This is a genomic window from Paraburkholderia polaris (assembly GCF_012927345.1).
Taxonomy (GTDB): domain Bacteria; phylum Pseudomonadota; class Gammaproteobacteria; order Burkholderiales; family Burkholderiaceae; genus Paraburkholderia; species Paraburkholderia polaris.
On sequence record NZ_JABBGJ010000004.1, the window covers coordinates 14,510 to 37,362 of the forward strand.

The window sequence follows — 22,853 nt, forward strand, 5'->3', positions numbered from 1 at the left end:
AAAGTCGTACAGGATTCGTATGCACCTGCTGGGCTGCACAAAGAATCCGTCGGGTTAATCGTTGCATTGCCCTGAAGCGGGCAATGGATTGGCCGGCGTGGGCGCCGTCTTGCGCTCCGCGTTCTGCAAATCCGCAATAACGTGGATACAGAAATGTTCTCTAGGGCCGGAAAACTCATGCAGTATCAATCTCTTGCGGCGTAACTGGATGCGCTGCACGTCCTATGGCTTACCGAATGATCCGATTTTTTTGGAGACCCGCTCGAAGCCACCGAGAAGGGGCAGGAAGCCCGCACGACGGAGGGAATTCACCTCCGCGACCACTTTCAGACTTTATGACGGCAATTGCTCATCCACCCTGACTGGACGTGCGTGGGCTGGAGACTCTCGGTGAACCAATCTGCGCCGTGCTCGTGCCCGTTCAGAATGATTCAGATCTTTTATCGAGCCCGACGAGATGCTATTGAATAAGCTCAGCGTGATGACATGACCCGCTGCGCGCTGCTCCCTGGCATTGCTCAGCGCGACATCGCGCATACATGCCACGTTGCTCGGTGCACGCAGCGCGAGTACCTCAGCGGGTGCCGAAGATGCCCGCGCCCGGCGCTATCGCGGCGAAGTCCGTGTTGCTCTGGTCAACGTTTGTATCGAGGGATCGCACAAGGAGGCAGATCGAGGTCTAACGTGTCGACATTGAACAGATACCCAATATGAAGATTGCAATCGCAGGCGGATCGATTTCGGGGCTTGCCGCAGCCCTCACGCTCAATTGCACCGGACACGACGTGCTCGTCTACGAACGCTCTGCGCATGCATTGCGTGGTCAGGGCGGCGGTGTGGTGGTGCTGCGGCGCATGCTGCGCTTCCTCGAGAATCACGGTCACTACTGCCGCGACATGATCAGTGTGCCAACGCATCGGCGGCGTTGGATCGATGTCGACGGTTCCGTCACCCACGACGAACCCGAGATGCTGCCGTTCTCGTCGTGGGACGCGGTCTATCGCTCCCTGTGCAACATGCTACCGCCAGAGCGAATTCGCTACGGGCGCGAAGTTACAGGCTTTGACCAGGACGAGCACGGCGTCGACCTGCATTTCGACGATGGACAGACAGAGCGTGCGGACGTCCTGATCGCTGCTGACGGTACCGGCTCGCGCCTGCGCGCCCTGCTCTTTCCCGACTACCACGCGTCGTTCGCAGGCTATATCGCGTGGCGTGCTTCTGCTTTCCATCTACTGGCGAGGGTTGACAACGCGCGGTGCGGTTCTGGGTGGCTCGCTAGGATTGGTAACGGCCGTCGCGCTGACCATCCTCAGTCCTACTGTTTGGGTCCAGGTGCTTGGGCATGCACATGCCATCTACCCGTATGAATACCCTGCTCTCTTCTCGATGATCGTTGCATTCGCCGGTATTTTTGTTTTCTCCATCACCGACCGGTCGGCACATGCGGTTCACGAGCGTATCCTGTATGACAATCAGCTCGTCGACTGCGAGCTTGGCATGGTGAAACAGGGCTAGTCGCAAGAACAACACAACCTGCCTGTCTTCCTGCACCCGCAGCAAAGGGCCGGCGGCGTTAGGTTGGGGAATTTCTAACTGAGCAATCTGCTTGGCAAGCCGTTCGATACCACCGTCGCCGGCTCGCATCTCATCCTGGGTGGAGTGCTGGACCGGCGCCCCGATACTGTCGGCTAAGCTAGCTCATCGCTGCTCGGGCGTGCGGATGGTCCGTCTGACCGGACGACTCCGGCTAGTGCCGCTGAACGATATTCCCGCGGTGGCACGCCATATATTGCTTTGAACGCGCGGCTAAAGTGCGCGCTATCGACAAAGCCGCACCGCGCAGCAATTTCGGCTACGGCAAGCTGGGCCAGCCGGGGATCGGTCAAATGTCGCTTGCAGCGAGCGAGTCGTTGCGCCAGCACATAGTGCCGATAGTGCAAATTGCCTTCCGAAAGAAGTCCGTTCAGATACCGGGTCGATAAGCCCATTCGTGTCGCAATCCCTTCAAGGCTCAGTCCACCATTCGTCAGATTCTGCTCGATCATTGCTTTCGCCTGCTGGAATTGCGCTGTGCGGTGTGCCGTTCTGTGGGTGGGCACCTTGTCCATGCGTTCCCATAGCGCCATCGTCACCAGATCTGCTGCAATGGCTCCCGCCTGTTGTGCTTCAAATCCTTCCATCGAACTACTGACCGATACCAGACTGCGCACCATGTCCGCTGCGAGTCGAGCGTATGGCTGGTCGTAATCCAGAGGAGTCGCCGTTATCTTCCCGGTGTCGCCGATCCTGGCTGCGATAGCCTCGCGTGGGATGAGCATGTATGTGAAGGTCAGGTCCTCGAGAATGCGTTCCTCGTACACCCGCGTCGGGTCGGTGATATAGAACTGGCCGGGGCGGACCACCGCATGATTGTTGTCCTGACACACCGCAATGGCACCGGAGATCGGCATGATCAGTTTGATGCGATCTTCTTGCGAGCGCGCGATGTGCTCCACCTTTCTGCTTACTCGTTGCTCGGCGAGGAAACAGGTGCCAACATCGACCGGCCCGAGCGAGTTGCCCTTGACCCATGCATTGAATCGTTCAGGCGTATCGCACTGAAGGCCAATCGGAATATAAAACGACTCCACCACGTCACGGAAATAGCTGAACCGCTTTGTGACCGGCATGTCGTCGAGACTCAGGATCGAGCTCACGTAGGATCACCTTTGACAATGGCGTTTGTGGGGCGAAGAAGACCGCATCGGGCATTTCGTCGTACATTGATCCGTAAAGCGAAGCGTCTAACTGTTTGCACAGTCGCGTCCATCCTGTTTTTCCCGGTGGGGGCAGAATGGTCGGCGCAGTCAACATGCATTGTGCGCGCGGAATGAGGCAGCGTAGTTGCAGACCCGTCGGCCGTGCGGCCATGTCCGCACGGCCGGACCGGCTTGACCTCGTCGCGAACGCGTGCGCGCCAGAGGACGACGGCTCCGCCGTAGACAACCCCGACGATGAGAGTACATCTCGCTGACAGGCCGCTTTCGAGCAGCGTGACCGGCGCCTCACTGGGAATGAGGTTCTCAGAAATAGAGAACTTCCTGAGCCGGCATAAAATGGATTTTGCACAGTTCCTGCAACATATTCGGTTGCGCCGTTGCGCACAGACGCTGGCCGATGCGCGCTACAACGACTACAGTACAACGGAGATTGCACGTATGTATGCGTCTTGTGCGCTGAGCAGTTCTGCTCGGCATTTGCCGCGGCCTACGGAGCGGTGCCCATCGCGTACCGATCGACAAATCAAACGCCGGATCGCCAACCATGACGGCCAAGGCGGCGGAGCCACATGAGGAGAAGTGATGGCCGCAAGCATGAATCTCGACGAGATTCCCGTCAATCGGCGCTTCAGTTACTGGCGGGACATGGCCGAGGACCTCTATGTCCCGGTTAGCCTCGCGTGCAGCTCGCCGGAGACGTTCCGCTTTGAGTGGGACGGTCGCTTCGTGGGCGATACATGGGCCGGTACGTCGTTGATGACGCCGCTGGATGTCAGCCGGACACGTCAGCATATCGCCCGCTCCGAAAACGACGCAATCAAGGTAGTGCTGCCCTTATCGGGCGCGATCTCGGTCAGCCAGGAAGGCAATGAAGCGCAGGTGCGCGCCGGGCAGTTCTACGTTGTCGACCCGGCAAAGCCGTATCAGGAATCGATCACCGAAGACCTCACCTTCATCTGGCTGCATGTGCCGCGCGCGTCGTTCGCAGCACAGATTGGACGACTCGAAGCGGTCACGGCCACTGCCCTCGGCAACGAGACTCCTTACGCCCGGCTTTCAATGAACTATGTACTGAGTTTGTCGAAAGTCTGGGACGACATCACGGGAGACGCCAGCGTTCACGCCAATTCAGTAGCGCTGGATCTTTTGACCATGGTGCTTTGGGAACGGACGCAGCAGGTGCGTCTCCACACCAGCGTACATCGCACAGCGCAGTTCCAGCGAGCAAAGTCGTTTATCGATGAACATCTGGCAGATCCATCGCTAACGCTTGCCGGCGTCGCGGCAGCGTTGAGTGTCTCCACGCGGCACGTGCCGGAACTCCTGGCAGAGTACGGCGTATCGTATCGACGATACGTGCTCGAACAACGGCTTGCGCGCTGCGCGAGTGAGCTTGCCGATCCACGCTTGGCACACCGGACCGTCACGGATATCGGGTACTCGTGGGCGTTCTTCGACTCCGCACATTTCAGCAAGGCATTCAAAACGGCGTATGGCATGTCGCCGCGCGACTATCGCGCGCAGATGCAACCAGGCTGATCCGCGCGGCGACCTGAAAGGTTATCCCTCGCATGGCTGGGCGAAGTCCCGCCAGGGTGACAACCCCGGCGGGTTCCCGCGCCCGCTTAGGCGAGTTCGAACCGGTCAAGGTTCATCACCTTGACCCAGGCTGCGACGAAGTCGCCGACAAATTTCTCCTGCCCGTCCTCGCTTGCATAGACTTCGCCTAGGGCGCGCAACTGAGCATTCGAACCGAAGACCAGATCGACGCGGCTGCCAGTCCACTTCAACTCGCCGCTCTTGCGGTCACGCCCCTCGAACACGTCTGCAGCCGCCGACGCTGGTTTCCATTCCGTACCCATGTCGAGCAGGTTGCGGAAGAAGTCGTTGGTCAGCGTTTCCGGCTTTTGAGTGAAGGTGCCTTGCGGATTCTGCCCGGCCCCCACGTTCAGCACGCGCAAGCCGCCGATGAGCGCGGTCAGCTCGGGAGCGGTCAGAGTCAGCAATTGCGCCTTGTCGATCAATAAAGCCTCGGCCGGGACTTTGTATTTGCCTTTGAGATAGTTTCGGAAGCCGTCGGCAACCGGCTCAAGTGCCGAGACGGATTCGACGTCGGTCTGTTCCTGCGAAGCGTCCATGCGACCTGGCGTGAAAGGCACGCTGACCTGGCGGCCGGCGCTCTGCGCCGCCTTCTCGATACCGGCGCTGCCGGCCAGCACAATCAGGTCGGCCAGCGAGACCTTCTTGCCGCCGGACTGTGCACCGTTGAACTCGCTCTGGATGCCTTCGAGGGCCTTCAACACCTTTGCCAGTTGCTCGGGCTGGTTGACCGCCCAGTCTTTCTGCGGAGCGAGGCGAATACGTGCGCCATTGGCGCCGCCGCGCTTGTCGGAACCGCGGAAGGTGGATGCCGATGCCCAGGCAGTCGAAACCAACTGCGAAACGGATAGCCCTGACGCCAGGATCTTCTGCTTGAGTGATGCGATGTCCTGAGCATCGACCAGCGGGTGGTCGACCGCCGGGATCGGGTCCTGCCAGAGCAGCTCTTCGGCCGGCACTTCCGGGCCAAGGTAGCGGACGCGCGGCCCCATGTCGCGGTGGGTCAGCTTGAACCATGCTCGGGCGAAGGCATCGGCGAGCTGGTCGGGATTCGCCAGAAAACGCCGCGAGATCTTCTCGTAGGCAGCGTCGAGGCGCAACGAGAGGTCGGTGGTGAGCATCGTCGGCCGCCGCTTCTTCGATGGATCGTGAGCGTCCGGGATCGTTTCGTCAGTGCCCTTCGCGACCCATTGGTTGGCACCGGCGGGGCTCTTCGTCAGTTCCCATTCGTACTTGAACAGGTTCTCGAAGAAGCCGTTGCCCCACTTCGTCGGCGTGGTGGTCCAGGTGACTTCCAGGCCGCTGGTGATCGCGTCGGCGCCCTTCCCCGTGCCGAAGCTGTTCTTCCAGCCCAGCCCCTGGTTCTCGAGGCCGGCGGACTCGGGTTCCGGACCCACGTTGTCGGCGGGACCGGCGCCGTGCGTCTTGCCAAAGGTGTGTCCACCGGCGATCAGCGCGACCGTCTCCTCGTCGTTCATGGCCATGCGTGCGAAGGTTTCACGGATGTCATGTGCCGCGGCGAGCGGGTCAGGATTGCCGTCGGGACCTTCCGGGTTCACATAAATCAGGCCCATCTGCACGGCGCCCAGCGGGTTTTCCAGGTTACGTCCGTTGTCGTCGCGGCTGACTTCGCTGCCGTGCAGTTCCGCATCGGCCACGATCACGCCTTCGTCGTCGCTACTGCCTGCTGCACCCTTGCCATAACGGACGTCGCCGCCCAGCCAGGTCTTTTCGTTACCCCAATAGACGTCGAGGTCCGGCTCCCAGGTGTCCTCGCGACCGCCGCCGAAGCCGAAAGTCTTGAAGCCCATGGTCTCGAGCGCGACGTTGCCGGTGAGGATCAGCAAATCGGCCCAGGAAATCTTTTGGCCGTACTTCTGTTTGATCGGCCAGAGCAGGCGGCGAGCCTTGTCGAGGCTGACGTTGTCCGGCCAGCTGTTGAGCGGCGCAAAACGCTGCTGGCCTCGCCCGGCACCGCCGCGGCCATCGCCGATACGGTACGTGCCGGCGCTGTGCCACGCCATGCGGATAAATAGCGGACCGTAGTGGCCGAAGTCTGCCGGCCACCAATCCTGCGAATCGGTCATCAGCGCCGCGAGGTCCTTCTTCACCGCGGCCAGGTCAAGGGTCTTGAAAGCCTCGGCGTAGTTAAAGCTGTTGTCCAACGGGTTGGACTTACTGGAGTGCTGGCTGAGCAGGTCCAGCCGTAGTTGCTTCGGCCACCAGTCACGATTCGTCGTGCCGCCGCCGGCGGCATGGTTGAACGGGCACTTTGCTTCGCTTGACATGCGTTATCTCCTTGTGAGGACATACCCACTACTTTTTCTGCTACGGCGTCTGGATTCTATGATGCATCGCCGATCCGTGCAGGCAGGGTTGTCCGGAAATCATCATGGGCACTTGGGTGTACCACTGTCGATTACCCGACGCGCATGCTTTTCGTCCGATGACGGGTGTCGTGGCGTGCGTTGGGCGAGATCGGCTCGCGTCGGCAAGCTACTGCAACTCAAAATATAGGTGCGAGTGGCCGTCAATAGAATGCGATTCTTGCAATGCCGTTGATAGGTGACGACTATGACGTGGCATCAGTCGTAGGCCAGGGCCCACTGAGCTCCACGCAACCAGCATCGCTCATCTGGCAGATCACCGGTGCGGTACAGGCGTGTTACGGCGCGCCAGCCGCCCTTTTGAAAGGCGGCGTCAAGCGCGGCTTCCGACGCGTCATCGCGCCCTCCTTCGCACGGGTAGAGGCCGACCGCGGAGATCCAGGCGGCGAAATATTCATCGCCATTGCGTTCAATTCGAAATACCGCACCGTGTTGGTAATTCGGCGTCAGGGGGAGAATCAGCCGGCCGCCGTCGTTTAAGCGATCGAGCCAGACGTCGGCGGGATGGGTTACGCCCGCGTTGACATAGATCACGTCAGCCCGATCAAAGGACATCGAGAAGCCGTCGCCCTGGAGCACCTGAACGTTCGTCGCATTCGAGAAATTCGTGGCCGCGCGCCTGGCTAAGCCGGCATCGAACTCGATGGCGGTGATCCTGCCAGAAGGGCCAACGAGACAGGCCATGATGGCCGTGTAGTAGCCGACACCCGCTCCAATATGAACCACGTGGTCACCGGCTCGAATGTCGGCGCTTGCGAGAAGCGACACATGGTAGGACGGCATGCCGTTGTTAAGGCCGCGTTCCGGAATGATGCCAATCAGAACATCGGCATAAAGATGGACGGGATCGGCGTCAGGCGTCGGGATGTAACCGACGGAGTGCAAGATTGGCCACGGCCCGGGACCCAGATAGCGTTCTCGTTCGACCGCAGCGAATGCCGCCTCAATGCCCGGATTTGTAATGCCTTCCGAAGCCATGAGCCGCCTGGCATACGCTCGGCGGACGATGGCAAGCTTTTGCTGACGATCCATTTCGAGACCTTTACGTGCGACATGCCTTCCACCTCAGCTTAGCCGAATGTAAATGCATACGCTTGCACGCCCGGCCCCAGAAACTCGATCGAGAATGTGTGATCCGCAACATCGCAGGATTGCCGCACGAGTTGGTAAAGACGCTGCCCGGCGACCGTGCCGCCCGGGTGTGAACCGTGTCCCGCGCCTCGCCGCCGGACGACGGATTTTCCCGATCGGATTCCAGCCCGTCAGCGCAGCGAAAGCTCCGTGGCCGCGACGGAAGTGGCCAAGGTAGCAACCAGGCGCGTGTTGATGTGTAAGCCAGACTTTCTACAATGAATGTACCGGTACGTAGGGGCGCCAGATTGTCTGAAGAATCTCCCCAGCCGGTCATCGATGGCTGGAGGCCGCGCGCTCGTGTCGCGTGGGGATTCCTCATGAAACCTGATCAGATGGAAGCGACTGAAAATCCGGAGGAAACGACCGGGAACAAGGTGCGGGTCCTGCTTGCGACTATCGGCACTTTGATGGCAGTTTTCGGTATCGCTATTTGCGTATTTGGCCTCGTCGAGTTCAACTCGACGAAGGTCATTACCGGCGTGTGTGTCATCGTCGTGTCGACGATCACCTACATTTTGATGCTGACGGGAGCCGGATGAGGAGAACCGATGCGCGGCTCCGCGCATAAATCGAAAGCAGCGATCGGACCGGCCCGCTTGCTGCCGTTCGCGAAAGAGCGAAGCGGACAGTCAAACCTGTCCATGCCAGATCAACGTCACGCTTCGTACGCGCTCGGCCTGAACTGCCTCGGGGTTGCGCCGACAAGCTTACGCATCATTCTTCTGAGCGCCGTTGCGTCGCTGTAGCCCACTTGCCCGGCGATCTGCTCGACAGTCATCCGACTCGTGGCAAGCAGCATGCGCGCCCTGCCAAGCCGAATGCTTTGCAACAAATCCTGCGCGCTGCGACCCGTGGCGGCCCGAACGTGACGCGTGAACGTTCGTTCCGACATGCAAAACTGCGCCGCCAGCTCCGCCAAACCAGGCAGTTCAGGCAGCGAGGCCTCTACATACGCGACGATCTTGCTGATGAGCTCGCTCCCACTGGCGAACAGAGACGCAGAGATGAACGGTGCCTGCGCCTGCCGCGCGTCGATAAGAAGCACACGAGATAACGTATCTGCTAACGCCGGACCGAACCTGTCACGGAGCAAATACAACAGCAAATCGGTTTGAGCGAGTGCTGCGCCCGCTGTCACGACCTGGCCGTCTTCAATCACCATCCGGTTTGCATCGACAGTGCAGCGTTTATCCACACGTTGAAGTAACGAGGCTAGCCACCACGACGTTGTCACCCGGCGACCGGCTAGCAGACCGGCCGCCTGTAGCAGGAAAACAGCAGAACAGGACGCCGCGACGGTGCCGCCACGCTTCGCGTGAGCCCGTAAAGCCTTTATTGCCGTGAGCGCGTCGTCTTGTTCCAAACGGCCCGGAATATCGAGCGGGCTTTCCAGCCCCAGTCCCGGCACGATCCAGATCGAACCATCGGCGCGCGTGGCCTTCGGCAAAGGCTTCGCATCGATTGCAAGGCCGTGCCCGAGTTGCACCCTGTTGCCGGCAGTCGAGTAGATACGCCATCGAGGGGCAGCGACGCCGACGCGTGCTGCCACCGAAGCTGCAGCCGACAGTATGTCGAGTGTTAGCGCGACGCTCGAGGGATAAGCGCCGCCAAGAACGAGAATCGTGAAATCACAGAATGGCTGGATACGCATGAAAGATGTCCTGACAGACACTCGGATTCTGCGCATCCCCGCGCTCTAATGCAAGCTCCTGTCCACAAATAAAGGGATTCAGTTGCCAAACATTCTCGTCAAACTTCCCAAGGATTCTTTTCCCAACCAGCATCGCGAGACGCTAGTACGTCTGCTTAATGATGCGGCTGCAAGTGCAGAACAGATTCCCGACGACCCGAAGAAGCGCACCCTATGCTGGGTCGTGGTCGACGAAGTCGCGCCGGGATTCTGGACGTGCGGAGCAATAGACGTGACAGCACAGCTTTTGCCGTGCGTTGCGATGATTTACCTGCCCGCTGGGGTGCTGGACGGGGCCGCCCGTGCCCGATACGTCGGCCTGGTCCACGATGCCTTCAGGCAGGCGTCGCCCCCTGCAGACCAACGTCGGCTGGCTACGTCAGTGATCGTGCATGATGTCGCGGAGGGCTCATGGGGAGTAAACGGCGCAATCTGGCGCCTCCCAGACTTCGCGGAGGCGGCCGGGTTCGCCCACTTGAAATCACTTTGCCCTGCTAACTGACCCTACGTTAGGACGTTGCCGGCGAGATGCTCATCCTGTGATCTGTCGCATGGTGGTTCGATAGCCGGTCAACGTCCGACGTGAGAGCGCCGACGCGAGACGAGCCTGTTGGCGCCATTGCACGAAACTCATGCCAGTCTGCGCAACGAAGTGCCTGCGCGCGGTTCGCGCCGAAAGGCCCGCCCACAAAGCGGGCTCGGCAAGCGTTCTCTCGACTTCCAGATGCCCGATCAGAAGGTTCGCTATCGCGAGTAGCCGACGCTCGGCCGGCATGGGCACTGCGGGACGCAGCGACGCTCGCCGGCGCGGCGGCGAGCGGGCCGGACCTGCGTCAGGCCGTCTCCAGATACGAAATTGCGATGCGCGAGTGGGCGAAAGCCGCGATCAGCGCTTCCGACAACGGCGCGCGTCGGTTGTTCCGCGCGACCACCATTCACGAGGCATAAAAGTCAGTACAAATCGTTGCGCACGGAGCGGTAGTATGCGTCATCCATCTCGTTGGCCGCAGCTTTGCTCTGCCCCGTCAATACCGCTTTCATGTCGCCCAGCGACGGCACGCTCTTCCCGTCAATGTATGCGTCCGCACTCCAGAGATTCGCCCGGTTGATCGCCTTTCCGCAATGGAACAGCACTTCGTCGATTGAGACCACGATCGCGGTCTTGGGCATGCGCCCTGCCTCGGCAAGGCGCGCTAGCAGATCCGGGCTCACGGAGAGCGCACCGCGCCCGTTAATGCGCAAGAAAACCTCAAGCCCGGGGAAGATAAACAGCATGGCCACGCGATTGTCGTCGACCAGGTTCTGCAAGGATGCGATGCGGTTGTTTCCCGGCCAATCGGCGAACGCCACGGTCCTGTCGTCCAGAACATGCACGAAGCCCGGTGCGCCTCCACGCGGGGATGCGTCCAACCCATCTGCATTGCCCGTCGCCAGACAGAAAAACGTCGCGACCCTCAGGTAGGCAACATGAAAAGGCAGCAGATGATCCATCACGCCTTTGACGATCATTTCCGATGGCGGAGCATAGAGTTGGCTCAAGTCGACGGCGGCCTCAGACATGGCATTTCCCCTGGAAAATTGACATGAAGCAGAGGATAGCGCCGGCTAGTGTGGCGCTGGTAAGCTATAGCTGCCATCCAATAGCTCAAAGATGCCATGCTCGCGTCACAGCTTCTGCAAGAAAAAATAAATCGCGTCCACTCGATGACGGACAGCGATCCGCCGCTCATTGCCGTGGCGGGGCGGCAAAGCGAGCCCAGGGTATCCGATCCTCATAGCCATCCGTCCGGTCAGTTGCTGGGTCTATTCTCCGGCCTGCTGACGGTGAGAACCAGGCTGGGTGCATGGGTAGTGCCAACAACGCGTGCCGTGTGGATCCCGCCGTCGCATGTCCACGCAGCGCGGTCGCACGGACCGTTTTCTGGCTGGGCCGTGTACATAGCGCCGGCTTACTGTGCTGAATTGCCAGGCGAGGCGCGCACCATTGAGGTTTCGGGACTGCTGCGCGAGGCCGTTTTGAGCGCGGCGCAGTGGGAGTTGGGACCGTTGGATCGTAGGCAGACACACGTCGTCAACGTCATTCTCGACGAGATCGCTGGCGCTCCGCCGGACGAGTTCGGCCTGCCCATGCCGCGAGACGCACGCCTGAGCCGTATCGCCGTCGAGTTGGTCGACGACCCTGCGATATCTCGTACGCTCACCGAGTGGGCGCAATTGGTGAATGTTGCGCCCCGCAGCCTGAGCCGGCGCTTTGTCGCGGAAACCGGATTTACCTTTACAACGTGGCGCCAACGAGCTCGACTCATGCGTGCGCTCGAGCTACTGGCGGCCGGGCAACCGGTTACGGCCGTCGCCCTGGATCTGGGCTACGACAACGTCAGTGCTTTCATTGCGCTGTTTCGTCGAACCTTCGGTATGACACCGGGGCGTTATTTTTCTGCATCGCATGTTTGTCAGCCAATAGCCATATAGCCCACATCCCCAACAGAATGGGATGTGCCTGCCGCAGAGGGAGGCATGCGTGGTTGCCGCAAGCAGCCGTTCCTGCAAAAGGAAAATCGTATGTTGATGCGTGACGCAATCCCTACCGCCCTGACCCGAGGATCCGCCCTTCTTTCGGAAGACCCGATTGGCACGGCCTCGCTAAAGACCTTCCACCATACGTTCGACATTTATCTGAAAGACTCGAACGCGTTCATGAATACGTATTTCTCACGTTACTTCGAGTGGCAAGGTGTTTGCCGCGAGCGGTGGTTTCATGAGTGCATACACAACGACTTGCTGGGATCGGACGGCATGTTCGTGACCAAACGCGCGCACCAGGAATACGTCCACGAAACCTTCCCTTTCCAGCGCGTGGATTGCTATCTGAACACGGTGCAGGTCAAGCAGTGCTCGGCCTACCTGCTGTTTCGCTTTTGTGTGGATGGGCGCCAGGTTTCACAGGGCTACCAGCAGATCCTGTATGCCGGACGGGACCGGAAGATCAGGCGCTTCCCGGAAGGGATCGTCGAGCGGGTCAAGGAGTATGAACTGCTGTCGACGGCGCTAGCCGCCTGAGCTCAGCGGCTGACTTTCGCCGTTCAGTTTTTCCGCTGAGTTCCATCGTTAAGGTTCACCCTTAACTTCCACGCTTAACTTTCAACCTTAACTTTCACTTTTTGCCGCCGGCGCGAGGAACGCGCCGGCGGTTTGCTCAGTGCGCGGTCCGCCGGCGAGCCCGGTACCGGCAAGCGCACGGTGAAAGTGGTATGCGCACCGCGCATCGAACTGCATTCGATACTGCCGCCCAGAAGCTCCGCAGCGCGGCGGCAAAATGCGAGCCCCATTCCCGCGCCGCTTCCGTGCCGCTTGGTCGAGAAGAAAGCGTCGAAAATATGCGGCAGCACATCGGGCGCGATGCCCGGCCCCGTGTCGCGGAATCGCAGTACGCAAAAGCCCTGCTCCTGAACCGCACTGATTGCGATCTCGCCCTCGCCGCTCACGTGAATTGCGTGCAACGCGTTTTTCAGCAGGTTGAACAGGACAAAAACCGCCAGTGTGTCCGAGCCCGAAAAGCATAGCGTGGCGTCGATCGGCGCCACGGTGACGCGTGCCCGTTCGTCGCCACGGAACGGATAGCGCTCCAGCGCCGACGCCACGCATTGCTGGATGGAATGAGGGCTAAAGCGGGTGCGGTCCAGCCGATCCAGGGTGAACGAGGCGAGCGCCATTTCGACCATCGCGCTGGTGCCCGATACCTCTCGTCTGATCGCCGTGGCGAGCTCGCTGATGCGTTCGGACTGCCCGGAATGCACCTCCTGCTCGTCGTAAAGCCCATGTGTGACGGCCAGCCGGTAACCTTTGAACACATGACCCCACACGCTGGCGATCTCGTCGGCGTGCATGGCGATCGTCGCGAGCGGCGTCGCGATTTCGTGCGCGATGGTCGCGGCGATCGCATAGGGGTGAATCAGGTGATAACGGACAATCGTGATCGCGAGAAGCCCCAGGCTGAGGGCAATGAACAGCACACCCGGCGGATAGAACGCGTAACCGTAGTTGACCGCATAGTCGACTGCCGCAAGCGAATACAGGCAAAGACTTGCAAAGCAGAGATCGAGGCGCCTGCGCGCTTCCCTACCGGCCTGCTTGCGGGCGGCGAGCAGAAGCTGTCCGCTGCGGGCGGCAAGCAACACGGTCTGCAGTACGTGCAAAGGATGTAGCGGCCCGGCGCTCGGATAGTAACCGAAGAAGTAGTGCCGGTAGCCGGCGACAACTTCGTTGCCGGGCAGCAGCACGGCCAGGACAAGACACATACCGTATGACGCGAGCAATACCGGCTGCTCACGGCGCCTTGCCGCCACCTCCGTGACGAAGTGATAGAACGTGGTAGGCAGGAAGAGAATGAAGAGATAACCGACCCGAACCAGCACGCTCGCAATGTGGGGATCTTCCGTCTGGAACAGCAAGGTCCATGTGCCCTGCCATGCAAAGGTCGCCGTGCACATCAAAAGGAATGGCGCGGACAGACGCGTCACGCCTTGTGTGATGAGCACGTAAAGGCCGAACACCACGAACAGCGCAGACACAAAGGCGGTCGGAATGGCGTACATGTGGCTCAATGCGTCTGAAAACGTTGGTCTATTCCGGCATTTTTATCGCGGAGTATGCGAACGGGCCAATCCCTCATGTGTGGGCTTGCTGATTCCGGTCACGCCGCCATTGCGAAAATGTCAGCGTGCTCAAACCCACGTCGGTCGAATCAATTCGGGTCCAGCAATAGAAGGCGTCATCCCAGCCCGGGATTGTTTGCGGCGTTACCGTCCTGAAGTCCGCGCCGGGACGAAACGCCAGGTGCGGCCAGAAAACGGGCATCGACTCGCGTACCGCCATGCGCCTCAACAGATCCGCCGGCCCACTCTCATCCGCCACGATCTCCGCCTGCGAGATCCAGTCATTCTCAGCCCACGCAAGGAAAACGCTCGGGTTGCCCGCACGGTCGAACATCAGGATCGCATTCTGCTCCGGACGCCAGTAGTACTCGACGATGCCTTCAGCGGCAACCACCGTGTCGATCACCTTTCTCGTTCGCGGATCGCAATAGGTCATGCCGTTTTCGCCTAAGCCCAACCAGCCGGCCTCTGAACAATGCCTGTTTCTGGCGTCTTTCAGAAAATGGACCAATCGGTTGGCTGAATCGGCATCCGTCTTTCGCAGATAGAGATCCACGATGCCGGCATTGAAGGCCTTTACCGCGACGGTCTCATCCGCGACGCCGGTCAGGAGCACCTTCGCGCAGCGCAAATTGGAGATGGACGAAAGGAATTCGACACCGCTCAGTCCGGGCATGTCGTAATCGACGACAACCGCGGCCACCTCCGCAAATCGCGAGTCCCGGGTCAGTACGTCTCGCTCGGCCGAGCTTTCGACAAACCGCTCCAGGCCGGTCTCACTCAGACCGGCCGACGCCGGCGCAAACGCCAGCGAATTCTCGCGGGCATGTTTGCGGATGAAAGCGAGTGCGGTTTGAGGGCGCGTGAAAAACAGATTGGTTGAAATATCCGGAAAGAATCGGCGCAATGCATCAAGGTATCTGTCGCTGTCGTCCACGAAAACGACAGATGCCGGATAGAACACAGGGGGTCGAATAAAATTGTTCATGTTTTTACGTGGAATATGTAGCGCGCCTCGCACCGGCCTACACGCCGGCTTCTCTCACGCTGGCTCCCGGGCCGATTCCCGCTGAACCATATAGTACCGGTGTCTTTGCATGAACAGTGCAAACTTGCACGGCCTTTCCGTCATAGTATGCGAATGGGATATTTGATTTTAATCAGGTCGAGCCCGTTATTCTGCTGCGGTGATCCCGGAGTTTGGGATGTCTATGTCAGGGATTGACGTCGCAGCGGACAAGTTGATGCGGGAGCCAGGCTGGAGGCCGCGTGCCCCCCCGTGGAACCCCCGGTTGATCGGCCGGCAGGCGGTTCGTCAACTGATTGCACGAATGCTGAAGGCCGCTTCTGGTCCCGCTCCATCGTGACGAAGTTCTATCCGATCGCATGACGACCCGGTTGGCGAGATGCTCGAAGCACAAGGCGGCCCCCTGCCGCCCCGCGCATGTGCACTTCATGAAGCCGTCGTCGATGCCGAAGCGGTGTGGCCTCAGTACGAGCCAACTGTCACGTCACCTGAACCCGAGTTCAATCCAGATCGCCCACGCTAACACACACAGGCATAAGCCACGATCTCCACCAACATTTCCTCACGAGCAAGCCCAGCCACGACGAACGACGCCCGGTTTGGGAAGGGCGCCGAGAAACACTGCTGATAGACCGCGTTGACCGCTGGCAACCAGGCCCGATCTGTCACGTAGATCAGAATCTGCGCGACATCGCGATGTGACGCTCCCGCCGCAGCGAGTGTCTGCAGCAAGTTCCCGAACACCTGCTGCGCCTGCTTTTCAATACCGCCCGCTACGACTGCACCATTGGGACCCACCGGTATTTGCGCCGTATAAAGCGTACCGTTGCCGAGAACCGCCCACTCGAAGAGCTGTTTTGGGCCTTGCGGCAGACCCGTATTGATAGCCTCGACGTTACCGGCTACCGCGTTGCGCAGGTCAGAATCCGTCATCTGCGCCTCCCGCGCCGTGCTCTCGCGACGCCTGCGTTGCCGGGACCAGCACCTTGTTCTTCCACTCGATCAGGCGGCCGACCTGCGCAGCGTCCACGTCGATGCCACGCCACAGTGCATCGCGATAACGCCCATCCAGCTCCGTCGAATCGATCGCGCCCGCGAGATGTTGGCCCGCGGCCGGTTGCGCTCCGAATGCATCGCCGTGCGCCATGCAGCAGACGACGATTTCCCGCGCGCTCGCCCCTGTGTGCTTGCTGAAGCCCAGGTAATCCGGATATTCACTGTGCCCCGACGTGGTGGCGAAGTGACGCCCCGCGGGGTCTGTCCACGAGAGATCGAAACGGCGGCCGCGCGTGCTCATCGCCTTCAGACCGTAGAGCGCCAGACGCGGCGACAATGCATTCGATATCCGCACCGTTGCCGCACCCGCCTGCGTCGCCCTCGCCCACGCCAGTTCGAATGACAACAGGCAGCCTGCGAGTCCGGCCGAGGATGTGGCCCGCTCCGGGCGCGCGCCGCGCGCGCCCGGAAGCGCCGGCTCGACGCTGTAGTTCTCGTCACGCGCGACACCAAGCAGCCCGCCGATGGCGTCCATACCGCCAAAACCCATCGCCTGCAGCCACACGGCGGCGTCTGCGGCGTCCTCATAATCGCCTTGTGCCCAGCCGCTACCTTCCAGCGCGCTGCGGCACAGCGAGTTCAATTCGTTGATCGCCATCTTCATGTTTATGCGCTCCGTTTCTCACTTCCGCCTGGCACGCACGGAAACGCCCAATCGTCGACCATGTCCGGCGCCAGATCGTCGAGCGTCGGCGCCCCCTGAAACAGCGTGACCCGAACCCACAGATTCGACTTCGGATCGAACTTGCTCGCACCGAACATCGATAGCTTGGCTCGCATCAGGTCGATGGGCAGCGTGTCACGCGCGAGCAGGTTGTGACGGATTTCGCCATAAGCGTGCGAGGCAAGCGTCTGGATTCGCCGCACGATGGCGCGATAGTAGCCAAACTCGCCGACGAACTCCGCGACATTGCGTGTGGCGTCTGTTCCGGCCTTCAGTTGCGCATGCAGGCGCAATACCTGACGCGCTATATCCAGCGGTAACTCCCGCTCCGCCCCAGCCTCCTCGGCACGCACGCCAAGCCTCGGTTCCTCCTTCTCCGCCGACCTGTACCAGAAGAAATGGTCGTCGTCGCGTTGCGCGGCGGGTTGTGTCAAGGCCCAGCGATAGTCGCGCTCGATGATCTGCAGCAACTCGCCGACGCACATGTCCGGATTCAGGATCAGCGCATCAGCGACCGGCGCCGCGCATTCGATCGAATCCACGAGGTCTGGATAGAGCTCGAGTAATACCGTAACGAGGATTTCCTGCGTCGCACAGGAAAGCTGTTGAGCCGCCCATGCAAACAACTCGCTCCAGCAGAATGCCCCTTTTCGCTCGTAGCCGATTTGAAGTTCATGCTCGAGGCGCGGCAATTCCGTGAGGATCAGCGCATTGCGGGCCGCTTCCGCTGGGTGATCAGTGTGAACCTGCGCAACGTGGCGCGCCGCCCGTGCGAGCAATCCCATACAACGTGCGAACGCATCGCGATCGATCGATTCAACTGCCAGCACGCGCGCCAACGCGGTTTCGCGGGCGCGTATCCACTGGTCGACCTGCACGGGATGGCGCACGAGGAAGGGCGCCATGCCTAGACCGGTTGCGTTGCCGACGCCGAGATAGCGCCGGAAACTATGCGCGAGCCTGACCGCGGCACGTGGATTGCGCCGTGCCGCGACGTGTTCGACCAGTTGCACGCTGAAGTCGCGCAACAGGAATACGGCGCACATCTGGGCTGAAAAGCCGCGGTTGAATGCCTGGCTGTCGACAAGCCGCGGATAATCCGCAATGCCGAATTTGCCGTTGCCGTATACCGCCGTCGTTCGGATCAGATAGCCGACCCGTTCAAAAACGGTGGGATCGGGTTGCCGGCCCGCGGCGAGGCACTCCACTACATAACCGAAGTTACGCACGCTCTTGTTCGCGCGGCACAAGACGAGATCGTTTGCACGCAGACGGCCGGCTTCCTGCAACGGCACGTTGCCGCGCAGATACTCGATGTCTGCGGCACTCGGGACACCGCTGATCAGCGCCGACGTGACGTCCCACTTCTGCGCGATGACCCGGTCGGTCCGCTCGGCATCGTCGAGATGTTGCGAGAAAATCACCTGACTGTAGCGCTCGCCGTAGGCCTCGATGGTGTAGATGCAGACGCCGTAGCCGTTATCGTCGAGATCCATGTGCGTGATGCGGACCCGCCAGTTGTCGCGTGCCATGCGTCGCACGAGCGAACGCACGAAGCTCAGGCGGGTACCGTGCATCGCGCCGAGACGCTCGGTACGGTTCGTGATGTCGGGACTACGTAACGGTGCACTGGGAAGCACAGTGGTGCGCGCCGGCTCGCCCAATCCCGCCAGGCGCTCGCGTTTTTCTTCCATGATCGCGTCGTGCGCCATCATTTCACTCCTTGCTCGGCAGCCATCGTGCGGGCAATGCGAACCGCGTCCCACAGCGAAGGCAGAATGATGATCGACACAGGCACGGCCGTAATCACAATAAACGACTGCAACGCACTCACGCCGCCTGCGCCCATCGTAATCAACACCGCACCCACCAGACCCATGCCGACAGCCCAGAAAATCTTCAGCCAGTTCCCAGGCTCACCACGATCGCCGGTCACCGCCATCGCGATGGTGTAGGCCATTGAGCCGCCGTTCGTAACCACCGAGAAGAAGCTGAGAAACAGGAACAGCGCGGAAATCAGATTGCGCAACGGCATCGCCTGAGCAACACCTAGCAGCAGCGCCTCGGGTTGCGTCCCATGACCGATCACCGCACCGGGCGACTTCAGTTCGATGCCGATTCCCGTTCCGCCGACCAGCGTGAACCACAGCATCGTGATCAGTGGCGCGGCAACTGACAGCAGCACCACGACTTCGCGGATCGTGCGGCCTCGCGACACCTTCGCGACGTAGATCGCCATGATCGGTGCATAGCCGATGAACCAGCCCCAGTAGAAAAGCGTCCATGAATTGAGCCACTTGCCGTCGCCGCGATACATGGCGGTCTGCGCGAAATCGACGATGTGCGTGGCGAACGCCTTGAAAAAGACCGTGGTCAAAAACTCGGTCGGCCCGAACACGTAGAGGAATGCGGAGAGTCCGAGCATCAACCACACATGTATCTTGCAGACAAAGCGCAATCCTTCGAGACCGGCGATGCAAGCCGCCGTAAAAATCGCAGTGACCGCAAGAATGACGAGTGCCTGCGTGGTGATCGTGTCGGGTACGTTCCAGACGGAATGCAGGACGTAGGCAATCTGCAGTCCGAGAAAGCCGATTGGTCCAATTGTCCCCGCGGCAACCGCAATGATCGACGTTGCATCGGCTATCGCGGCAATCGGCCCTTTGAGAGCGCGTGCGCCGAACAACGGATACAGCAAGGTACGCGGCGCAAGCGGCAAGCCCTTGTCATAGTGCAAATGCATCAACACGATGCTCAGCAGACTGCCCAGCACGGCCCACGCAAGAAAGCCCCAGTGCAGGAACGATTGCGCGAGTGCCGCGACACCGCCTTCATAGGTCCTGCCTGCCACGCCGTAGAAAGGCGGTGGGTTGACGAAATGCATCAACGGCTCGGCGGCTGCCCAGAAAGCGCCGCCGCCCGCCAGCAACGCGCACATGATGATCACCACCCAGTTGAACGTCGAGTTGGATGGGGTCTGCGCGACGCCGCCAAGCTTCACGCGCCCGAGTTTCGAGAACGCAATGCCGAGACTGACCGCGAAGGTGGCGACCATCAGCACTTGCCAGTAGAGCCCGAACCCTCTTGTGGCCCAGGTGAAAACCGTGTCCACCGCCGTGGATAACCAGGGCAGATTGACCAGCGCTGCAATCAGGAACAGCAGGAAGAAGCCGCCGCTGATCCAGAAAATGGGCCAGTCGATGCTTCCTTTGCGATGGGCCACTGCATGACCTTTGGCTGCAATGCTCGCCGTAGTTGGAATTTCCATGTCTCCTCCAGGAGGATAAATCGTTATAGCGCCGTACGTTGTTGTAGCAAGGCGGTGCCGTTTGAATTGTTGGGATGAAGCGGCACGGCGGCTAGGACATAGCTGCTGCGCTGCGTTGCGCCTCACATGTCTCGGGTGCGGCCGCGTAACGGCTGCTTTCCGCGTCACGTAGAATCCGGATCCAGTTGCCACCCATGATCTTCGCGATATCGGCTTCGGCAAAGCCTGCGTGCTCCAGCGCGGCCGTCAGGTTTGGAAAATCCGCGCTCGAACGGAACCAGCTGACCGGTTCGGGCCACGCGGCATGGTTCGCGCTGCCTTCGCCAAAATCCGTCTCCTTGCTCCAGCGGCCATTGCGCATCCACTCGAGCACGCTATAGGGCTGCCCCTGGCATAGATCGCTGCCGATGCCCACGTGGTCGATACCGACCAGATCGACAGTTCGCGCCACCATGTCGGTGAATTCGCCCTGCGTGCAGCGGCTGCCGTTCTTCAGATGGAACGGATAGAGGCTGAATCCGACTAACCCACCGCGCGCGGCCAGAGCACGCAATACGTGGTCCGATTTGTTGCGTTTGGCTTCGTGAAAGAAGCTTGGATTCGCATGACTGATCACGATCGGCTGACCGGAAATCTCGATCGCCTCCAACGTCGAGCGCTCAGCGCTGTGCGACATATCGACAATCATGCCGACGCGGTTCATTTCCTTGATCACCACACGGCCAAACCGCGTGACACCGCTGTCGGACGACTCGTAGCAGCCAGTCGCCAGCAGGCTCTGGTTGTTGTACGTCAGTTGCATGGTGCGCACGCCGAGATCGCGGAATACTTCGACGAGGCCGATATCGTCCTCAATCGGCGAACAGTTTTGCAATCCGTAGAGAATCGCGATCTTGCCGGCGGCCTTTGCCCGTGCAATGTCGTCCATCGTGCGCGCCGGCATCACGAGGTCGCTGTGGCGCTCATAAAGTGAGTTCCATTCGGCGATGCGCGACAGCGTTTCGCGCGCATTCTCCCAGTAGACGATCGTCGCATTGACCGCGGCCACTCCGCCGGCGCGCATCTCTTCAAAAATCTGGCGGTTCCAGTTCGAGTACTGTGTACCGTCGACGACAAGCAAGGCGTTATGAATGCTCATGGCGTATTCCCGTCCGTTCAGGCGCGCGTGTAGGAAGTCTTCAGCGTCGTATAGAACTCGGCTGCATTGGGACCCTGCTCGCGCGGGCCGTAACTCGATGATTTGCGGCCGCCGAATGGCACGTGATAGTCGGTTCCCGCGGTCGGCAAATTCACCATCACACAGCCAGCCTGAGCGTGGCGCCGGAAATGCGTGGCGTGCTTGAGCGATTGCGTAACGATGCCGGCCGTCAGACCGAATGGCGTATCGTTCGAAACCGCCAGCGCCTCGTCGTAGTCGCGCACAGGGATCACGCAGGCAATCGGGCCGAACACTTCGTCGCGATTGAGTTGCATGTCGTTGCGGCCATCGTCGAACAAGGCCGGCGACATGCAATACGCGCGTTCGGGCTGCGCGAGATGTTCGCCGCCATGCACGAGCCGTGCGCCTTCGCGCTTGCCGATCTCGATGTACCGGAGGTTCTGTTCGAGTTGGCGCCCATCGACGACCGGGCCCATCTGCACGCCGTCATCGAGCGCACGCCCGACCTTCACGCTGCGCAGTTTTGCGGTGAGCCGCTCGACAAACGGCCGATGCACCGCGTGTGTCACCACCAGCCGCGACGAGGCCGTGCACTTTTGCCCCGTACCTGAATACGCGCCCTGGAAAGCGCATTCGACGGCGAGGTCGAGGTCCGCATCTTCGAGCACCACGAGCGCGTTCTTGCTGCCCATCTCCATTTGCAGCTTGATGAGGTTCGGCGCGGCGACGCCCGCGATGCGCCGGCCGGTATCCACCGAGCCGGTAAAGGAAATGCCGTTGACCGATTGGGAAGCAGCCAGCTCGTTGCCAACCGATGCGCCCGCACCCATTAGCAGATTGAAGGTGCCGGCAGGCAACGCCTGGCGGCTGATGATTTCCGTGAGCGCCCATGCGCTGGCGGGCGTCAGATTGGCCGGCTTGAACAGCACGGCGTTACCGAACGCGAGCGCGGGTGCGATTTTCCAGCTCGCGGTTGCCATCGGGAAATTCCAGGGCGTGATTACGCCGACGACACCGAGCGCCTCGCGCTGGATATCGATCTCGATGCCCGGGCGAACCGAATCGGCCTTACCGCCTAACTGGCGGAGCACCTCGGCGGCGAAGTAATGGAAGAACTGTCCTGAGCGATAGACTTCGCCGACGCCTTCCGCGAGCGTCTTGCCCTCTTCCCGCGCCAGTTGCCGTCCGAGTTCCTGACTCCGGGCGATCAGCTCGTCACCGATGGCCCGCAGCACGTCGTGCCGCTTTTCGAGCCCGGTGGCGGCCCAAACGGGTTGCGCCAGGGCTGCGGCCGCAATGGCGGCATGCACTTGCGCGCTGGTCGCCTGGGTGTAGCAACCGATCAGGTCGTTCGTGTCGGACGGACTGCGGTTTTCAACAAGCGTTTCGCCAGCGACCCAGCGGCCGTCGATCCAGTTCAAAAAGGTCTGCGGATTCATCATCGATCTCTAT

The 22,853-nt window shown here is 60.6% G+C and carries 19 protein-coding genes and 2 pseudogenes; 7 read left to right on the forward strand and 14 right to left on the reverse strand.

Features of this window, described 5'->3' with window-relative positions; all coding sequences use genetic code 11:
* Positions 1 to 710: 710 nt before the first annotated feature.
* Positions 711 to 1,160 (forward strand): annotated as a pseudogene (locus HHL24_RS04010) (FAD-dependent oxidoreductase); the annotation flags it as partial.
* A 55-nt stretch (positions 1,161 to 1,215) separates the two neighbouring features.
* Positions 1,216 to 1,518: pseudogene (actP, locus tag HHL24_RS43815) on the forward strand (cation acetate symporter); the annotation flags it as partial.
* 173 nt (positions 1,519 to 1,691) lie between these two features.
* On the opposite strand, the gene HHL24_RS04020 reads toward actP, so the two are convergent.
* The gene (locus tag HHL24_RS04020) at positions 1,692 to 2,699 is read right to left on the reverse strand and encodes an AraC-like ligand-binding domain-containing protein (RefSeq protein ID WP_169484118.1); all 1,008 of its coding nucleotides are present in this window, start codon (positions 2,697 to 2,699) and stop codon (positions 1,692 to 1,694) included.
* A 645-nt stretch (positions 2,700 to 3,344) separates the two neighbouring features.
* Here HHL24_RS04020 and HHL24_RS04025 point away from each other — a divergent pair.
* Positions 3,345 to 4,301, forward strand: a complete 957-nt coding sequence (locus tag HHL24_RS04025) for an AraC-like ligand-binding domain-containing protein (protein ID WP_169484119.1) — start codon at positions 3,345 to 3,347, stop codon at positions 4,299 to 4,301.
* A gap of 86 nt (positions 4,302 to 4,387) precedes the next feature.
* Here HHL24_RS04025 and katG read toward each other — a convergent pair whose 3' ends face one another.
* The 3 genes from katG to HHL24_RS04040 all read right to left on the reverse strand — a co-directional run bounded on the left by katG (position 4,388) and on the right by HHL24_RS04040 (position 8,001).
* Positions 4,388 to 6,649 (reverse strand): catalase/peroxidase HPI, encoded by a 2,262-nt coding sequence (gene katG / locus HHL24_RS04030; RefSeq protein ID WP_169484121.1) that lies wholly within the window; start codon positions 6,647 to 6,649, stop codon positions 4,388 to 4,390.
* A gap of 297 nt (positions 6,650 to 6,946) precedes the next feature.
* A complete protein-coding gene (locus HHL24_RS04035; RefSeq protein WP_169484122.1) occupies positions 6,947 to 7,780 on the reverse strand; it encodes a protein-L-isoaspartate O-methyltransferase family protein in 834 nt (277 codons plus the stop codon).
* A gap of 38 nt (positions 7,781 to 7,818) precedes the next feature.
* Positions 7,819 to 8,001 carry a hypothetical protein gene (locus HHL24_RS04040; protein WP_407947473.1) on the reverse strand — a complete coding sequence of 61 codons (183 nt, stop codon included), beginning with the start codon at positions 7,999 to 8,001 and terminating at the stop codon, positions 7,819 to 7,821.
* A gap of 198 nt (positions 8,002 to 8,199) precedes the next feature.
* Between HHL24_RS04040 and HHL24_RS04045 the strand changes: the two genes are divergently transcribed.
* The gene (locus HHL24_RS04045; RefSeq protein ID WP_169484123.1) at positions 8,200 to 8,421 is read left to right on the forward strand and encodes a DUF2964 family protein; all 222 of its coding nucleotides are present in this window, start codon (positions 8,200 to 8,202) and stop codon (positions 8,419 to 8,421) included.
* Positions 8,422 to 8,537: 116 nt separating this feature from the next.
* On the opposite strand, the gene HHL24_RS04050 is transcribed toward HHL24_RS04045, so the two are convergent.
* A complete protein-coding gene (locus HHL24_RS04050) occupies positions 8,538 to 9,533 on the reverse strand; it encodes a GlxA family transcriptional regulator (protein ID WP_169484125.1) in 996 nt (331 codons plus the stop codon).
* Between the two features lie 82 nt (positions 9,534 to 9,615).
* Between HHL24_RS04050 and HHL24_RS04055 the strand changes: the two genes are divergently transcribed.
* Complete coding sequence (locus HHL24_RS04055) at positions 9,616 to 10,074, forward strand: tautomerase (protein WP_169484126.1); 459 nt, start codon at positions 9,616 to 9,618, stop codon at positions 10,072 to 10,074.
* A gap of 449 nt (positions 10,075 to 10,523) precedes the next feature.
* Here HHL24_RS04055 and HHL24_RS04060 read toward each other — a convergent pair whose 3' ends face one another.
* Positions 10,524 to 11,081 carry an MSMEG_1061 family FMN-dependent PPOX-type flavoprotein gene (locus tag HHL24_RS04060; protein ID WP_230417325.1) on the reverse strand — a complete coding sequence of 186 codons (558 nt, stop codon included), beginning with the start codon at positions 11,079 to 11,081 and terminating at the stop codon, positions 10,524 to 10,526.
* 147 nt (positions 11,082 to 11,228) lie between these two features.
* Between HHL24_RS04060 and HHL24_RS04065 the strand changes: the two genes are divergently transcribed.
* Positions 11,229 to 12,044: an AraC family transcriptional regulator gene (locus HHL24_RS04065; protein WP_230417326.1), complete on the forward strand. Its 816-nt coding sequence runs from the start codon at positions 11,229 to 11,231 to the stop codon at positions 12,042 to 12,044.
* Positions 12,045 to 12,134: 90 nt separating this feature from the next.
* Positions 12,135 to 12,632, forward strand: coding sequence for an acyl-CoA thioesterase (locus HHL24_RS04070; RefSeq protein WP_169484411.1), 498 nt, complete (start codon positions 12,135 to 12,137; stop codon positions 12,630 to 12,632).
* A 74-nt stretch (positions 12,633 to 12,706) separates the two neighbouring features.
* Here the strand turns inward: HHL24_RS04070 and HHL24_RS04075 are convergent, their stop codons facing one another.
* The 8 genes from HHL24_RS04075 to HHL24_RS04110 form a co-directional block, all read right to left on the reverse strand.
* A complete protein-coding gene (locus HHL24_RS04075; protein ID WP_169484129.1) occupies positions 12,707 to 14,167 on the reverse strand; it encodes a sensor histidine kinase in 1,461 nt (486 codons plus the stop codon).
* 73 nt (positions 14,168 to 14,240) lie between these two features.
* Positions 14,241 to 15,215, reverse strand: coding sequence for a response regulator (locus HHL24_RS04080; RefSeq protein WP_169484413.1), 975 nt, complete (start codon positions 15,213 to 15,215; stop codon positions 14,241 to 14,243).
* Positions 15,216 to 15,773: 558 nt separating this feature from the next.
* Positions 15,774 to 16,187, reverse strand: a complete 414-nt coding sequence (locus tag HHL24_RS04085) for a RidA family protein (RefSeq protein ID WP_169484131.1) — start codon at positions 16,185 to 16,187, stop codon at positions 15,774 to 15,776.
* Positions 16,174 to 16,914: a DUF3726 domain-containing protein gene (locus HHL24_RS04090; RefSeq protein WP_169484132.1), complete on the reverse strand. Its 741-nt coding sequence runs from the start codon at positions 16,912 to 16,914 to the stop codon at positions 16,174 to 16,176. Before HHL24_RS04090 ends, HHL24_RS04085 begins: the two co-directional genes overlap by 14 nt.
* 2 nt (positions 16,915 to 16,916) lie before the next feature.
* Entirely contained in the window at positions 16,917 to 18,689 is a 1,773-nt protein-coding gene (locus tag HHL24_RS04095; RefSeq protein WP_206002710.1) for a hypothetical protein, read from the reverse strand.
* The gene (locus tag HHL24_RS04100; protein WP_169484134.1) at positions 18,686 to 20,242 is read right to left on the reverse strand and encodes a BCCT family transporter; all 1,557 of its coding nucleotides are present in this window, start codon (positions 20,240 to 20,242) and stop codon (positions 18,686 to 18,688) included. The genes HHL24_RS04095 and HHL24_RS04100 overlap by 4 nt, the downstream gene beginning before the upstream one ends.
* Positions 20,243 to 20,333: 91 nt before the next feature.
* A complete protein-coding gene (locus HHL24_RS04105) occupies positions 20,334 to 21,380 on the reverse strand; it encodes a dipeptidase (RefSeq protein ID WP_206002711.1) in 1,047 nt (348 codons plus the stop codon).
* A 17-nt stretch (positions 21,381 to 21,397) separates the two neighbouring features.
* Positions 21,398 to 22,840, reverse strand: coding sequence for an aldehyde dehydrogenase family protein (locus HHL24_RS04110; RefSeq protein WP_169484416.1), 1,443 nt, complete (start codon positions 22,838 to 22,840; stop codon positions 21,398 to 21,400).
* Positions 22,841 to 22,853: the final 13 nt, after the last annotated feature.